The sequence below is a fragment of the Micromonospora sp. DT227 genome (genome assembly GCF_049841835.1).
Classification (GTDB): domain Bacteria; phylum Actinomycetota; class Actinomycetes; order Mycobacteriales; family Micromonosporaceae; genus Micromonospora.
In genome coordinates this window covers 1-14,226 of record NZ_JBNCLA010000020.1, presented here as the reverse complement: position 1 = coordinate 14,226, position 14,226 = coordinate 1, and the positions used below count along the sequence as shown (strand labels likewise).

The window sequence follows — 14,226 nt, the reverse complement described above, 5'->3', positions numbered from 1 at the left end:
TGTCGGGAAGGGCCGCGCCGGCTCAGGGTCAGCGACGGTGCTCGGCGAGCCCGTGCTGCTGCTGGTACGTGCGCAGGGCCGTGTCCCACGCCTGGGTGTACTCCGACGGCCCCATGTTCAGGTCGTTGTGTCCCCGGACCGCCTCACGGAGCAGGTCCACCAGCTCCGGCACGGTCTCCCGGCGCTCCGCCACGTAGCGGCGGAACACCTCGGCGAACTGTTCCCCGGTGAGCCGGGCGGCGTGCGCCGTCACCGGGTCGTCCTCCAGGTTCTGGAGCACCGCACACCACCGCCGGGTCAGCTCGTCGGCCTGACGGGCCCGGATCTTCTGCAGTTCGTGGTCGCACTCCAACCGGATCCGGTCCTCCCAGTACGGCCGCAGCCGTTCCCGCACCCGCTCGTCGGGACTGACCCGTACCTGGACGGTGAAGGAGGGCGCCGTCCCCTCGCGGGGCCAGCGTCGACCCGTCAGGCGCGTGTTCAACGCCTGCTCCAGTTCGTGGGATCGATGGGGCTCGTGTTGCCGGGAGAGGCCGACCGCCTCCTCCCGGAGAATGCCGCCGGCCCAGGTCAGGTAGCTGTCCGCCCGCAACCGCAGATGCTCGGACGTCATGTGCTGGGCAGTCCAGACGAACACCGGGTTCAGCCGGAAGTCGAAGGCGTCGCCCCTCGCCGGCACCAGGACGGGCTGCGGCGCCTCCTGCCGGTACGACACGGTCACCGGGGCCACCGGCACCGGCGGCGCGGTGATCAGGGGCGAGGTGGTGGGTGGAAAGATCGCGTGCCACCAGCGGCGGCGCTCCGGCTGGTCGGGAACGGACGGTCGGGTGGCCGGACGCGCTGTGGGGTGAGTGCTCATCGCTGTTCCTCTTCGGTGAGTCGTCGGATGTCGTCGAGCAGGGGGTTGCCGCGCATCACGGGCCGCCAGACGTGCCGGAGCTGATGGTCGAGGCGGCGCCGGAGCGGTTCGTGGCCGGCCACGACCGCCCGGAGCAGCTCCAGGCAGTACGCCGCCACCTCCGGATGTCCGTCCGCGCGGTTGAGCCAGAACCCGAGCGTCCGCCAGGCACGGAACGCGGTGCCGGGAAGGGAGAGCGCGGCGGCCCAACACGTGGCCAGGTCTGGCAGTCGGAGCGTGCCACTCCGCACCAGGTCCAGCAGTTCCGGCCAGTGCTCCCGGGGGACGGGCGACCAGCGGTCGGCGAGGGTCCGCAACGCCCGCCCCGCATGCAGCCGTACCTCGGGGTCGGCCGAGGCGGCCCACTCCGCGAGCGCGGCCAGCACGGCCGGCGCGTGGCCCGCGTCGTAGACCTCCACCAGTCCACGGACCACGGAGTTCTGCCACCGCTGCATACGGGCCTCGGCGACCTGCCGTAGCTGGAGCAGCGCCGTGTCGGGCCAAAGACGAGCCAGGCCGAGGGCGTACGCCCGGGCCACGGTGTCGCGCCGGTGCGCTGCGCCGCTCTCGGCCCAGCGGTCCAACTCGGTGCGGATCCGCTGCCGCAGCGGGGGTTGCATCGCCATGGCGACCAGGGCGATGGCAGCCACTTGGCGTACGCCCGCGCGGCGTTCCCGGGCCAACTGGTCCACGGCATCCAGCGCGGAACGCACGGCGTGCCCCGCCGACCAGCCGATCGCACCCGCCGCAGCCTGCCGTACCCCCGGCACGTCACCGCGTGCGAGCTCGACCCACCACCCCAGGAGCTGCCCCGGCAGGAACCAGTCCTGCCAGGCGACCTCCAGCAGGCTGGCCCGCAGCGCGTCGTTGCCCGGGGTGAACTCCACCCGCCGCCCACCCGCGATCCGGTCGTCGTCGAGCACCCGCACGGCCTGACGCAGCTCCGGCCCCAGCAGCTCGTCGAGCGCAGCCGAGGTACGCGCCGAGGACGCCCGTCCCGGCTCGTCGAACCCGGGCAGAGTCAGCAACCGGGCCGCCTGATGGACCTCCGACACCGGCTGACCGGCCAGCACCGCGCAGGACAGCCGGAAAGCGCGCCGCTCGTCGGCGGTCCAGCTCCCCGACAGGTCCCGCCCCGCGTCGGCGCAGTCGAGGATCCGCGCCGCCCGTTCGCGCACCTGCCGGGGCAGCAGGCGCTCCAACTGCTGGGTGAGGTCCGCGCCGCTCACCGGGTTCCGGGCGATCGACTCCACCACCCGGACCACCTCACCCGGGCGCGGGTCACCACCCAGATAGCCGATCAGCAGGGGATGCCCGGCGCACTCCTCCTCGACATAGCTGTCGACGCACCCACCGGCGCAACCGTTGCCGCACCAGCCGACGCACCGACCGCGCAACTGCCGGCGTAGTTGGGCGCGGAAGACATCCACCGCCGCCGGGGGGCGGTGTTCGACGAGCTGGTCGGTGAACTCGCGGATCCGCGACCGGAAGTCGCCGACGAGCACCATCGTGCAGCCCGCCGCCTCGACCCGGTTCGCCGCACCGACCAGCGTCATACCGTCCAGTTCCCGAACCGCCCGATCGTTCAGGGGCAGCACGTAGCCGTGACCGGCACGCAGGGCTCCGGCCGCCTGGATCAGATCCCCGGGACCCTCCACGTTGACCAGTCCCACGCGGTCGTAGCCGTGCCGCCGAGCGGCGGCCAGACGCGCCGCCGTGTGCCGGCCGGTGCCCTCCGGCCCGGAGAGGCAGACCAGGGCCACCTGCTTCAGCCGTCGGTCGATCTGCTGGTCACTGGGCGCGGGCGCGTAGCCGTCGGCAGACTGGCGGACGACCGTCCCGCTCAGCGTCTCGGACCAGGTCCGGCCACCGACAGCGCCGGCCATCGTGACGTTCATCGTGCCGATGGCGGTGGCCCCGGCCCCGGTCGCGTTCTGCCCACGGACGCGCATCTCCCTGACCTCGACGCCGGCCGGGGTGCCGAGCAGCGCGGACAATCGGTCGAGCACCTCGCCGGGATCGAGCGGGGAATCGTCCTCGACGTCCTCCACACCGGCCTGGTCGTCCTCCGCCGGCTCCTCCCCGGGCCCAGCGTCCGCCGTGACGGGCGGCGAATGCTCCTCGGCAGACTCCTGACCGGCCGGCGCGACCGGCACCGACACGGCGTCCATCTCCGGCTGCGGCGCGAACCCGGTCACCGGTCACCACCGTCCCGGCCGATGCTGGCGTCCCGGCCGACGGATCCGATCGCGGTCGCGTTCGCGCCGATGGCGTTCTGTCCGTCCACCTGGAGGCTACCGATGTGGATACCGGAGCTGCCGGGTCCGGCGACGCCCGGGGCGGGAGCCGGAGCGGCGCTCGGGGCCCGCTCGGCGTCACCGGCCGGCGCGGTCGGTCCCCCGCCCTCCGGCGACGCCGACGACATGTCCTCGTCGACCACGTGGAGCCAGGCATGCTCCTCGAAGTCCTTACCAGGATGGCTGACCCGAACCCGGCGGAACCGTTCGGGCCGCAACTCCTCCGGGTATTCGCAGACGACGTCCTGGTAGATGTCGCTGGAGACGACGAGAGCCACGCCCGCGCCCGGGAAGTCCGCCAGAGCACGCCTCACCGGATCGGCGTCACAGAGTCGGCAGACCCGCACCACGGCGGTGCCCGGGAAGCCGTTCGCGCCGTCGAGGTGCACGATCCCCTGGTGTACGGCCATCCGCAGGCGGATCCGCGCCGCCGGGACGCGGCTGCTGTTGTACCCCCGCAACCGTCGGCTGAGTTCGGGCACGAACCGGCCGATCACGCGCGCCTCCGGCGCGTCCCGGGGCAGGATCGCCAGCTCGCCGTCTCCGGCCTGCTGGGTACGCCAGGCCGTCCGGTCCAGCCCGACCGCGGCGGCCGCCTCGTGCAGCAGACGCCGGAACTCCTGCTGCGCCTCGTACTGCTGGAGGTTGCTGCGGCGGCTGTACCGCTCCATGTCCACACTGATCAACAGTCGTCGCTCGGGATGGTGCATCGACGTGTCGCCCCTTCGTCACCCGCCCGCCCACACCGGCGGGACCACAAGGGACATCGAACCGGGCTCACCCGGGCCGCACCCCGTAGAAGTACGGCATCCGCCGGACCGTCCGAAACCGGTCTTCCCCTCTCCGTCCGGGATCCGGCGGCCGGATCCGCGTTGCACTGGGGACATGGTCGAGGTCCTCAGCGAACTGCTCCTCGCCGCAGGCTGGCAGCCGGCGCAGGTGCTGGCCCTGGTGGCGCTGTACGCCGGGGCCGTCGCCCTACTGCGCCGGGCGTCGCGCTCCGCTCAGTTTCGGCTACGCTTCGACCGCCTTCGCGGGAAGACGAGAGTGAGGTTGTCGATGCGTCGAGGTGCACCCCCGGACGTTCAGTGGCCGTACGGCACCTTCCTGCAACGGCTGCGGCCCGACACCCGCGCGATCGTGCTCGACCTCGGCGTCCGGCGTCAGGTGCCGGCCGGGCAGATTCTCATCCATGAGGGCGTTCGGGAGTCGCACCTGGTGCTGCTGGAGGAGGGGCTGACCAAGGTGGCGGCGAGCCTCCCCGACGGCCGGTCGGCGCTGCTCTCGCTGCGGGTCGGCGGCGACCTGGTCGGCGAGATGTCCGCCCTCAACGACCAGCCACGCTCGGCCACGATCACCACCTGCGGCCCGACGCGCTACAGCGTCGTCACGAGGGACCGTTTCACCCGCTTCCTCAGGGAGCATCCCGAGGCCGCGCTCGAACTCGCGGCGATGGTCGCGGACCGGCTGCGCTGGTCCAACCGCCGCCGCATCGACTTCAGCTCGTACGCGGTGAAGATCCGGGTGGCCAGAGTGATCGCCGAGCTGTGCCGCACGCACGGCCGACGGAGCCCGGACGGAGTCGTCATCGACGTCCGGCTCACCCAGCCCGAGCTGGCGACGATCTGCGGGGCTGCCGAGACCTCGATCCAGAAGGCGCTGCGCGACCTGCGCGCCGAGCGGCTCGTGGACACCGACTACCGGCGGATCACCGTGCGGGACCTGCGACACCTGCGGGAACTCGGCGAGCTGCCCGCCGACGAGGAGTAACCACCGGCGGGAGTTCCTGCGGATGTCCGAGTGTTGGGAGGGGCCCCCGCCTCTACCGTAGGCGTTAAGCGGGGGCCCCTCCTTACACCTCAGGCGCCGCGGAGGGTGGCGCCGAAGCGCTGCGCGGCGAGCGCCACCGCGGCGTCCCGGGCGGCCACCGCCTCCTCGCCGGCGAGGGTCCGGTCCGGGGCGCGGAACGTCAGCTTGTACGCCAACGACTTCCGTCCGGCGCCGAGCTGCGCCGAGGCGTAGACGTCGAAGAGCCGGACGTCCTCCAGCAGCGCGCCGGCGCCCTCGACGAGCGCCGCCCGGACCTCGGCCGCCGGCACCGCCTCGTCCACCACCAGCGCCACGTCGATCAGCGCCGGCGGGAACGTGGAGATGGCCGGCCCGGCCACCAGCGGCGCGGCGGGCAGCGCGTCCAGGTCCAGCTCCATGGCGCTGGTGCGCCGGGGCAGTTCCAGCGCCGTCACCACGGCCGGGTGCAGCTCGCCGGCGTGCCCGACCACGGTGTCGTCGACGAGCAGCTCGGCGCAGCGGCCCGGGTGCCAGGGGGCGTACTCACCGGCCCGCACGGTCACCCGGTCGGCCGGGATGCCGGCGGCGGCGAGCACCGCCCGGCCGGCCTCGACGGCGTCCGCCCAGCTTGCCGCGCGACCCGCGCCCCACCAGCCGGCCGGCTCGATCTCGCCGCAGAGCGCCACCGCGACGTGTCGCGGCTGCGCCGGCACCACCGCGTCGGCGGCGGCGAACTCCTCGTCGGTGGGCCGCCGGTCCACGCCCATGGCGGGCGGGGCGCCGACGCCCGGACGGGGACGGAAGACCGCGCCGATCTCGTAGATCGCCACGTCCCGCTGGCCCCGGCCCACGTTGCGCCGGACGATGCCGAGCAGCGGGCCGAGCAGCGTGGTGCGCAGCAGCGGCTCCTCCTCGGACAGCGGGTTGGCCACCCGCACCGCGGGGCGGCGCGGGTCGTCGGCCGGCAGGCCGAGCTGGTCGGCCAGCTCCGGGGCGACGAACGGCTGCGCCAGCACCTCGACCCAGCCGCGCTCGGCGAGCGAGCGGGCCACCGCGCGGCGGCGCTGCTGCGCCGGGGTGAGGCCCCGGCCGGGCCGCGCGGTGGGCAGCACCGACGGCACCCGGTCGTACCCGTCGAGGCGGACCACCTCCTCCACCAGGTCGGCCGGGTCGGTCAGGTCGGGCCGCCAGCTCGGCGGCGTCACGGTCAGCACCTCGGCGGCGCCGCCGGTGGCCACCCCGACCGTGCCCGGGTCCTCGCCGAGCCGGTCGGCGCCGCGGCTGACCGCGCAGCCGACCTGCTCCAGCAGCTCCACCACCCGGTCCGCCGGGTACGACACACCCACCCGGCGGGTCGGCAGGTCCACCGGCAGCGTCACCGGCGACGGCGGGCGGACGTGGTCGAGGTCGAGCACCTCCGCACCGGGCGTGCCGCCGGCCAGGTCGGTGAGCAACCGGACCGCCTTCTCCAGCGCGACGAGCGGCAGCGTCGGGTCGACGCCCCGCTCCCAGCGCTTCGCGGCCTCGCTGAACAGCTTGTGCCGCCGGGCGGTGCGGCCCACCATCGCCGGATCCCAGTGCGCGGCCTCGAACAGCACGTTCGTGGTGGAGGCGAGCACCTCGCTGGTCTCGCCGCCCATCACCGCGGCCAGCGAGATCGGCCCTGTCTCGTCGCAGATCACCATGTCCTCGGCGACCAGGCTGCGGCTCACCCCGTCCAGCGTGGTCAGCTTCTCCCCCGGCTCGGCGCGGCGCACCACGAGCGGCCCGGCGATCCGGTCCGCGTCGAACGCGTGCATCGGCTGGCCGAGTTCGAGCATCAGGTAGTTGGTGATGTCGACAGGCAGCGAGATGCTGCGCACGCCGGCCACGGTCAGCCGCTGCCGCATCCAGCCGGGCGTGGCCACGGTCGGGTCGACGCCGCGCACCATCCGGGCCGCGAACCGGTCGCAACCGACCGGGTCACGGACCTCCACCGGGTACGCCGGCTCGGCGGTCCCGCCCGTCGCCGGCGCGTCGGCCGGGTCACGGAACGGCACGCCGAGCGCGTGCGACAGCTCCCGGGCGATGCCGCGGACGCTGAGCGCGTACCCGCGGTCCGGGGTGATCTCCATCTCGACCACCACGTCGTCCAGGCCGACGACCGGGCGCGCGTCGTCGCCGGGCTGGGCCTTGACGTCCGCGGGCAGCACGATGATGCCGGAGTGGTCGTCGCCCAGGCCCAGCTCCCGCGCCGAGCAGATCATCCCGTGGGAGTTGCGCCCGTACGTCTTGCGCGCGCCGATGGCGAAGTTGCCCGGCAGCACACCGCCCGGCAGGATCACCACGACCTTGTCGCCGGGGGCGAAGTTGCGCGCCCCGCAGACGATCTCCTGCGGCTCGCCGGTGCCGTTCGCGCCGCCGACGTCCACCCGGCAGAAGCGGATCGGCTTCTTGAAACCGGTCAGCTCCTCGATCTCCAAGACCTCGCCCACGACCAGCGGGCCGGTGACGGTCGCCCGCAGGTCCACGATCGACTCGACCTCGATGCCGAGGTCGACGAGCGCCTGCTCCAGGTCACCGGCGGGCAGGTCGGCGGGGAGATCCACGTACTCCCGCAGCCAACTGACTGAAACTCGCATGACTGTTACTCCACCGTTCCCGTAGCTCAGGCGCCGAACGCGCGGGTGAACCGCACGTCGCCCTCGGCCATGTCCCGCATGTCGCTGACGCCGTGCCGGACCATCACGGTCCGGTCGATGCCCATGCCGAACGCGAATCCGGAGTAGACCTCCGGGTCGATCCCGCAGGCGCGCAGCACCCGCGGGTTGACCATGCCGCAGCCGCCCCACTCGACCCACTGCGGCCCGTCCCGGTGCTCCGGGAACCAGACGTCGAACTCGGCCGACGGCTCGGTGAACGGGAAGTAGTGCGGACGCCAGCGCGTCTTCGCGCCCTCGCCGAACATGGCGCGCGCGAAGTGGTCGAGCGTGCCGCGCAGGTGCGCCATGGTGATGCCCTTGTCCACCACCAGGCCCTCGACCTGGTGGAAGACCGGCGCGTGGGTGGCGTCCAGCTCGTCGGTGCGGTAGACCCGGCCGGGCACCACCACGTAGATCGGCGGCTTGCGGCTGAGCATGGTGCGCGCCTGCACCGGCGAGGTGTGGGTGCGCAGCACCAGGCCCGACCCCTGGGGGGCGATGTGGAACGTGTCCATCAGCCCGCGCGCCGGGTGGTCGGCCGGGATGTTGAGCGCGTCGAAGTTGGTCCACTCCAACTCGACCTCGGGCCCCTCGGCCACCTCGTAGCCCATGCCGATGAACAGGTCGCTGATCTGCTCCATCAGCACGGTCAGCGGGTGGCGGGCGCCGCGCGGCCGGCGGTCGTGGGGCAGGGTCACGTCGACCCGCTCCTCGACCAGCACCCGCTCGGCCTGCGCGCGGTCCAGGACCTCCTGGCGGGCGGCGTACGCGGACTCGATGGCCCGGCGGGCCTCGTTGACCCGCTTGCCGGCGTCGGACTTCGCGGCCGGCGGCAGCGCGCCGATCTCCCGGCGGGCCAGCGACACCGGGGACCGGTCCCCCAGATGCGCCGGGCGCAGCGCGGTCAACGCGTCCGGGTCGGTGGCGGCGGCGAACGCCTTCTCGGCGTCGGCCACGGCTCCGGCCAGGGCGTCCGGGTCGAGCAGGGCGACCTGCTTCGGGTCGTACGGATCGTTGCGGTAACTCATGGTGAACGGGCACTCCCTCAAGGGCGGCGCCGGCCCGACTACAGGCGGCCAGGCGAGTCTACGGACGCGCGGCTTCGCCGCAGCCCGCCGGTGGGAGTCGTGCAGGGGGAAGGGTCAGACCTGCCGCCCGCCGACACCGGCGGGCTGGCTAAACGAACGCCGTGGCGCGTTCCTCACGAGGTGGACTCCCCTGCGGTGTGCCGCGTGGCCCTGGGGGCACGCAGTGCTCTGGCCGAAGAATACAGGCAGACGGCCGCCGCCGCAGCCAGATTGAGACTCTCGGCGCGCCCGTGCAGCGGCACCCGGACCCGGGCGTCGGCGACCGCGGTCAACTCCTCGGGCAGGCCGTGCGCCTCCGATCCGAACAACCACGCGGTGGGCGCGGCGAGCCGGCCGGCGTCCGCGAGGTCGTCGAGGTCGCTGTCGCCGTACCCGGTGGTGGCCAGGATCGCCAGCCCGGCGGCCCGCAGCGCCGCGACGGCCGTGAGCGGGTCGGCGGCGCGCACCACGTCGACGTGGAACAGGCTGCCGGCGGACGCCCGCACGCACTTGCCGTTGTACGGGTCGACCGCCTCGCCGGCGAAGACCACCGCGCCGGCGCCGGCGGCGTCAGCGGTCCGCAGCACCGTCCCGGCGTTGCCCGGGTCACGGATCCCGGCGAGCACCGCGACCAGTCGCGGCCCGCCCGCGACGGCCTCGGCCAGCGGCACGTCGAGGTGCCGGCAGACGGCCACCAGGCCCTGCGGGGCCACCGTCTCGGTGAGCGCGGCCAGGGCCTCGTCGGTGACCTCGGAGACCGGCACGTCGGCGCGGGCGGCGACGGCGGCGAGGTCAGCGTGCCGGTCCAGCGCGGTCGGGGTGCCGAACAGTTCGACCACCGTGCCGGCGCGGGCGAGCGCCTCGCGCACGGCCTGCGGCCCCTCGGCGAGGAAGCGGCCGGCCTGCTCGCGGTCGCGCCGGCGGTGCAGCCGGCGGGCCGCCACGACCCTCGGGGTACGCGGGGTGAACGGGCCGGAGACGGCGTCGAGGCGTCTCCCCTGCGACGGTGACTGCATGGGAGACGCCTCGATCTGCCGTACGGGTGGGTCAGGCGGCCTGGGCCGCGGCGCCACCGGTGCCCTCGGCCGCCACGGCGGCGCGGGCCAGCTCGACGATCGCCGCGAACGCGGCGGCGTCGTTGACGGCCAGGTCGGCCAGGATCTTGCGGTCGACCTCGATGCCGGCCAGGCGCAGGCCCTGGATCAGCCGGTTGTAGGTCAGGCCGTTGGCCCGGGCGCCGGCGTTGATCCGCTGGATCCAGAGCTGCCGGAAGTCGCCCTTGCGGTCGCGACGGTCCCGGTAGGCGTACTGCATCGAGTGCAGCACCTGCTCCTTGGCCTTGCGGTAGAGCCGGGAGCGCTGACCGCGGTAACCGCTCGCGGTCTCCAGCAGGGTACGACGCTTCTTCTGGGCGTTCACAGCCCGCTTGACGCGTGCCATCTCAACTCCTTCTTCGGTTCAGGTGGCGCGCGTCAGCGGCCGAGCAGCTTCTTGATGCGCTTCACGTCGGCCTTGGCCAGCTCGACGGTGCCGGTCAGCCGGCGGGTCTGGGTGGAGGGCTTCTTCTCCAGCTTGTGGCGGAGGCCGGCCTGCTGGGCAACGATCTTGCCCGAGCCGGTCACCTTGACCCGCTTGCCCGTACCCGTGTGGCTCTTCATCTTCGGCATGTGGAACGTCTCTCCCTGTTACTGGCCGCTGGTGTCAGCGGTCGGGCCGGTCTCACCGGCTGCTGCGGTCTCGCCGGCCGCCGGGGTCTCGCCACCTGCCGGGGCTGCCGACTCCTCCGCGCCCCGGTCGCGGGGCCCACCGCGGGACGCCGTGGCGGCGACCGCGGAGGCCTTGACGGCCCGGTGCGGAGCGAGAACCATGATCATGTTTCGGCCGTCCTGCTTCGGGGCGGCCTCGACGTATCCCAGGTCCGTGATCTCGGACTCGAGCCGGCGCAGGAGCCGGTAACCCAGCTCCGGGCGGCTCTGCTCGCGACCGCGGAACATGATCGTCACCTTGACCTTGTCGCCCGCCTTGAGGAACCGCACCACGTGACCCTTCTTGGTCTCGTAGTCGTGCGGGTCGATCTTCGGCCGAAGCTTCATTTCCTTGATGACGGTCTGCTGCTGGTTACGCCGCGCTTCGCGCGCCTTGAGTGCGCTCTCGTACTTGAACTTGCCGAAGTCCATGAGCTTGCACACCGGCGGGCGCGCCATCGGCGCAACCTCGACCAGGTCCAGGTCGACGTCCGCGGCCAGCTGCAGGGCGCGCTCCAGCGGGACGATGCCCACCTGCTCACCCTCAGGGCCGACCAGTCGGACCTCACGTGCCCGGATCTGCTCGTTCACGCGTGGTTCGACGCTGATGGGGCCTCCTCGAGTCGAGTGTCCTACGGTGCCGACTCCGCGGGCTCCCGGGCGGGAGCCGACCCGGAAAGCAGAAGGCCCCGGCGTATGCCAGGGCCCACTCGACCGGTCGGCACGATCACAGGATCGCGCATCCGGGATCGGGACGTGCCCGAAACCGGGGACCGGACCCGGACACCTGGACGGCGACTCGGGTGGGAGCGGGCGCTCCGCTTCAGCGACCGCCCGCACGTCAGGGACGGGGGCGGTCTGGTCGACCCCGCAACACTACACCCTCGACCCAGGCCCACCCAAACCGGGCCCGCAGGTCAGCGGGGCGCGGACTGCCCGGCGGCCAGCGTGGCCAGGTGCGCCTGGTGCAGGCGGCGCAGCGCGCGGACCGCCTCGACCGCGCTCTCCTTGTCGGCGGCCTGGAGCGCCACCATCGGCAGCAGGTCGTCGTCGTGCAGCTCCAGGCTGGCCCACGGGGCGCCCCGGTCGAACCGGACCCCGCGGATCACCTCCCACGGCAGCTCGTAGGAGCCGATCACGTTGCGCACCCGGACGCCCTTGGCGTCGGCGACCACGCGGGGACGGGTGAACAGCAGGAAGCCGAGCGCGCCGAAGACGCCCAGGCCGATCATGGCGAACTGGTCGCCGCGCTGGAACGAGCCGTAACCGTCGCCGGTCGCGCCGGTCAGGGACGTCGCGACGAGGCTGAACACCACCAGCAGCGTGACGGCCGCCGCCCAGCAGACCACCCGGACGCGGCGGGGCCGCACGGTCACCACGGAATCACTCACCCGACCAGTCTGCCATCCGGCTCGCGCTCGCGTTCGGCCGCCACACGGGCCGGACCGCGCCGCCGGACGCCCGCCACCAGCAGCGCCAGCAGCGTGAGCACGGCGCCGGCCAGCACCGGCAGCCGGACGCCGGGACCGTCGGGCAGCGCCAGATCCAGCAGCAGCGCGCCGCCGAGCTGCCCGGCCACCAGCGCCAGGCCGGTCCGCAGCACCCCGGCGGCCCGCACCCCGACCAGCAGCGCGAGCACGATGCCGACCCCGAACAGGCCGCCCGTGTAGAGCCACCACTCGGTCGGCCAGCGCGGCTGGCCGGCGAACGCGCCGACCAGCAGCGCCACCGCGCCGATCACCGACGTGCTGACCACGAAGTTGACCGCGAGCCCGGCGGCCGGCCCGACCCCGGCCGCGATCCGCCCGTTGAGCGCGGACTGGAACGCCACCGCCAACCCGCCCACCACGGAGAGCAGCACCAGACCGATCGCCAGGTCCCCCACCGGCCGGCCGAGCTGCGCGAGCGCCACCGCGGCGATGCCGAGCAGCGCGCCGGCCACCCGGGGCGCGGTGAGCCGCAGCCGGCCGGCCGCGGCCAGCCCGGCCCGGTCCACGGCCAGGCCGCCGAGGCTGCCGCCGGCCACCTGGGCGATGGTGAACACGGCCACCCCGAGCACCGGCACCACCACCGGGGCGGTCAGCACGATCACCGCGCCGCCCACCCCGCCCAGGTACGACCACCAGGGCAGGCCGGCCCGGCGCAGCGCGGCCAGCCCGGTCCGCATCGACGGCACCACCGCCAGCCCGAGCAGCACGACCAGGCAGCCGACCACGTTGTTCGCCACCGCGCCGAGCACCGGGTCGCCGGTCCGCTCCCCCAACTCGGCGTTGACCACGCCCTGGGCGGCCGAGGCCACCCCGGCCAGCACGACGACGGTCAACGCGGCCGGGAGCGGCAGCGGCCTCACAGCCGGCAGGCGTGGATGTTGGTGACCAGGATCGCCCGGGCGCCCAGCTCGTACAGCTCGTCCATGATCCGGTGGACGTCGTCGCGGAGCACCATCGCCTGCACCGCGACCCAGCCCTCCCGGTGCAGCGGCGAGACGGTCGGCGACTCGATGCCCGGCGTGAGCGAGCTGGCCCGGTCGAGCAGCCCGGCCGGCACGTCGTAGGCGAGCATCACGTAGCGGCGGGCGACCAGCACGCCGTGCAGCCGGCGTTCGAGCTGCTCCTGCTGGGCGCTGCCGGACGCGCCGGCCCGCCGTACCAGCACCGCCGAGGAACGCAGCAGCGGCTCGCCGAACACCACCAGGCCGGCCTGGCGCAGCGTGGCGCCGGTCTCCACCACGTCGGCGACCACGTCGGCCACGCCGAGGCGGATGGCGTTCTCCACCGCCCCGTCGAGCCGGATCACCTCGGCCTTGACGTCCAGCTCGGCCAGGTGCCGCTCGACCAGACCCGGGTACGCGGTGGCGATCCGGTGCCCGCCGAGCTGCTGGACGGAGGCGACGTCGTCGGGGCGGGCGGCGAACCGGAAGGTGGCCCGCCCGAAGTTGAGGTCCAGCACCTCCTCGGCCGGCGCGCCGGAGTCGATCAGCAGGTCCCGCCCGGTGATGCCGACGTCCAGGTCGCCGGAGCCGACGTAGGTGGCGATGTCCTTGGGGCGCAGGTAGAAGAACTCGATGTCGTTGGGCTCGTCCCGGCAGACCAGGTCCTTCGGGTCGGTGCGCTGGCGGTAGCCCGCCTCGCGCAGCATCCCGGCGGCCGACTCGGCCAGGGCGCCCTTGTTGGGTACGGCGACACGCAGCATGGGAGTGCTCCTTCGTTCGATCGGATGATCAGCGGACGGGCACTCACAGATGTCGGTAGACGTCCTTCAGCTCCAGGCCGGTGGCCAGCATCAGCACCTGCGCCTGGTAGAGCAGCTGGGAGATCTCCTCGGCGGCCCGTTCCGGGCCCTCATGCTCGGCCGCCATCCACGACTCGGCCGCCTCCTCGACGACCTTCTTGCCGATGAAGTGCACGCCCTTGGCGAGCGCGTCGACCGTGCCCGAGCCCGGGGTGCCGGCGGCGGCCTTGGCCTGCAGCTCGGCGAACAACTCCTCGAACGTCTTCACGGAACGCGATTCTTCCAGCCGCCCCCGGTGAGCCCGCCAACCGGGTCCACCCGCGTCGCCCACCTCACCACTCCCGCCCGGCACCACGGCGACGATCATGAGGTTGACGGTGGTTCATGTCCGGTATGTCGCCGCCAACCTCATGATCAACCCGCTGGCGGGTGGGGTGGGGGTGGGGTGGGACGCTCCTATGGTGCGTCAAGTGGTTGGGGTGGGTTTTCGAGGCGTCGGTAGAGGTCTCGGGCGATGTA

Annotated in this window: 14 protein-coding genes; 1 reads left to right on the top strand and 13 read right to left on the bottom strand. The window is 73.6% G+C overall.

The window, feature by feature from the left end; translation table 11 throughout:
- Nucleotides 1-28: 28 nt before the first annotated feature.
- From ACLQ2W_RS32815 to ACLQ2W_RS32805, 3 genes are read right to left on the bottom strand one after another with little or no spacing between them, the layout of a single operon-like run.
- On the bottom strand, nucleotides 29-859 hold the full coding sequence (locus tag ACLQ2W_RS32815; RefSeq protein WP_425791646.1) for a hypothetical protein: 831 nt from the start codon (nucleotides 857-859) through the stop codon (nucleotides 29-31).
- On the bottom strand, nucleotides 856-3,096 hold the full coding sequence (locus ACLQ2W_RS32810) for a hypothetical protein (protein WP_425791644.1): 2,241 nt from the start codon (nucleotides 3,094-3,096) through the stop codon (nucleotides 856-858). The genes ACLQ2W_RS32815 and ACLQ2W_RS32810 overlap by 4 nt, the downstream gene beginning before the upstream one ends.
- On the bottom strand, nucleotides 3,093-3,905 hold the full coding sequence (locus tag ACLQ2W_RS32805; protein ID WP_357300292.1) for a hypothetical protein: 813 nt from the start codon (nucleotides 3,903-3,905) through the stop codon (nucleotides 3,093-3,095). Before ACLQ2W_RS32805 ends, ACLQ2W_RS32810 begins: the two co-directional genes overlap by 4 nt.
- 175 nt (nucleotides 3,906-4,080) lie before the next feature.
- On the opposite strand from ACLQ2W_RS32805, the gene ACLQ2W_RS32800 reads away from it, so the two are divergent.
- Entirely contained in the window at nucleotides 4,081-4,965 is an 885-nt protein-coding gene (locus ACLQ2W_RS32800; protein ID WP_425791642.1) for a Crp/Fnr family transcriptional regulator, read from the top strand.
- Between the two features lie 89 nt (nucleotides 4,966-5,054).
- On the opposite strand, the gene pheT is transcribed toward ACLQ2W_RS32800, so the two are convergent.
- The 10 genes from pheT to ACLQ2W_RS32750 form a co-directional block, all read right to left on the bottom strand.
- A complete protein-coding gene (pheT, locus tag ACLQ2W_RS32795) occupies nucleotides 5,055-7,604 on the bottom strand; it encodes a phenylalanine--tRNA ligase subunit beta (protein WP_425791640.1) in 2,550 nt (849 codons plus the stop codon).
- A 26-nt stretch (nucleotides 7,605-7,630) separates the two neighbouring features.
- A complete protein-coding gene (gene pheS / locus ACLQ2W_RS32790) occupies nucleotides 7,631-8,692 on the bottom strand; it encodes a phenylalanine--tRNA ligase subunit alpha (protein ID WP_425791638.1) in 1,062 nt (353 codons plus the stop codon).
- A 173-nt stretch (nucleotides 8,693-8,865) separates the two neighbouring features.
- On the bottom strand, nucleotides 8,866-9,747 hold the full coding sequence (locus ACLQ2W_RS32785) for a TrmH family RNA methyltransferase (protein WP_425791636.1): 882 nt from the start codon (nucleotides 9,745-9,747) through the stop codon (nucleotides 8,866-8,868).
- A gap of 31 nt (nucleotides 9,748-9,778) precedes the next feature.
- On the bottom strand, nucleotides 9,779-10,171 hold the full coding sequence (rplT, locus tag ACLQ2W_RS32780; RefSeq protein ID WP_046564689.1) for a 50S ribosomal protein L20: 393 nt from the start codon (nucleotides 10,169-10,171) through the stop codon (nucleotides 9,779-9,781).
- A gap of 32 nt (nucleotides 10,172-10,203) precedes the next feature.
- Nucleotides 10,204-10,398: a 50S ribosomal protein L35 gene (rpmI, locus tag ACLQ2W_RS32775; RefSeq protein ID WP_107160101.1), complete on the bottom strand. Its 195-nt coding sequence runs from the start codon at nucleotides 10,396-10,398 to the stop codon at nucleotides 10,204-10,206.
- Nucleotides 10,399-10,416: 18 nt separating this feature from the next.
- Nucleotides 10,417-11,067, bottom strand: a complete 651-nt coding sequence (gene infC / locus ACLQ2W_RS32770; RefSeq protein WP_405093637.1) for a translation initiation factor IF-3 — start codon at nucleotides 11,065-11,067, stop codon at nucleotides 10,417-10,419.
- A gap of 326 nt (nucleotides 11,068-11,393) precedes the next feature.
- Nucleotides 11,394-11,867: a PH domain-containing protein gene (locus ACLQ2W_RS32765; RefSeq protein WP_425791633.1), complete on the bottom strand. Its 474-nt coding sequence runs from the start codon at nucleotides 11,865-11,867 to the stop codon at nucleotides 11,394-11,396.
- Nucleotides 11,864-12,826 (bottom strand): DMT family transporter, encoded by a 963-nt coding sequence (locus ACLQ2W_RS32760; protein ID WP_425791631.1) that lies wholly within the window; start codon nucleotides 12,824-12,826, stop codon nucleotides 11,864-11,866. Before ACLQ2W_RS32760 ends, ACLQ2W_RS32765 begins: the two co-directional genes overlap by 4 nt.
- Nucleotides 12,823-13,668 carry an ATP phosphoribosyltransferase gene (hisG, locus tag ACLQ2W_RS32755; protein WP_405093634.1) on the bottom strand — a complete coding sequence of 282 codons (846 nt, stop codon included), beginning with the start codon at nucleotides 13,666-13,668 and terminating at the stop codon, nucleotides 12,823-12,825. The genes ACLQ2W_RS32760 and hisG overlap by 4 nt, the downstream gene beginning before the upstream one ends.
- 43 nt (nucleotides 13,669-13,711) lie before the next feature.
- Nucleotides 13,712-13,975, bottom strand: a complete 264-nt coding sequence (locus tag ACLQ2W_RS32750; RefSeq protein WP_043324932.1) for a phosphoribosyl-ATP diphosphatase — start codon at nucleotides 13,973-13,975, stop codon at nucleotides 13,712-13,714.
- Between the last annotated feature and the right edge of the window lie 251 nt (nucleotides 13,976-14,226).

Excerpts from the sequence above, each read along its gene's own strand:
- ACLQ2W_RS32800 (WP_425791642.1), top strand. The coding sequence starts at position 4,081 with ATGGTCGAGGTCCTCAGCGAACTGCTCCTCGCCGCAGGCTGGCAGCCG.
- hisG (WP_405093634.1), bottom strand. The coding sequence starts at position 13,668 with ATGCTGCGTGTCGCCGTACCCAACAAGGGCGCCCTGGCCGAGTCGGCC.
- rplT (WP_046564689.1), bottom strand. The coding sequence starts at position 10,171 with ATGGCACGCGTCAAGCGGGCTGTGAACGCCCAGAAGAAGCGTCGTACC.
- pheT (WP_425791640.1), bottom strand. The coding sequence starts at position 7,604 with ATGCGAGTTTCAGTCAGTTGGCTGCGGGAGTACGTGGATCTCCCCGCC.
- ACLQ2W_RS32805 (WP_357300292.1), bottom strand. The coding sequence starts at position 3,905 with ATGCACCATCCCGAGCGACGACTGTTGATCAGTGTGGACATGGAGCGG.
- ACLQ2W_RS32785 (WP_425791636.1), bottom strand. The coding sequence starts at position 9,747 with ATGCAGTCACCGTCGCAGGGGAGACGCCTCGACGCCGTCTCCGGCCCG.
- ACLQ2W_RS32815 (WP_425791646.1), bottom strand. The coding sequence starts at position 859 with ATGAGCACTCACCCCACAGCGCGTCCGGCCACCCGACCGTCCGTTCCC.
- rpmI (WP_107160101.1), bottom strand. The coding sequence starts at position 10,398 with ATGCCGAAGATGAAGAGCCACACGGGTACGGGCAAGCGGGTCAAGGTG.
- pheS (WP_425791638.1), bottom strand. The coding sequence starts at position 8,692 with ATGAGTTACCGCAACGATCCGTACGACCCGAAGCAGGTCGCCCTGCTC.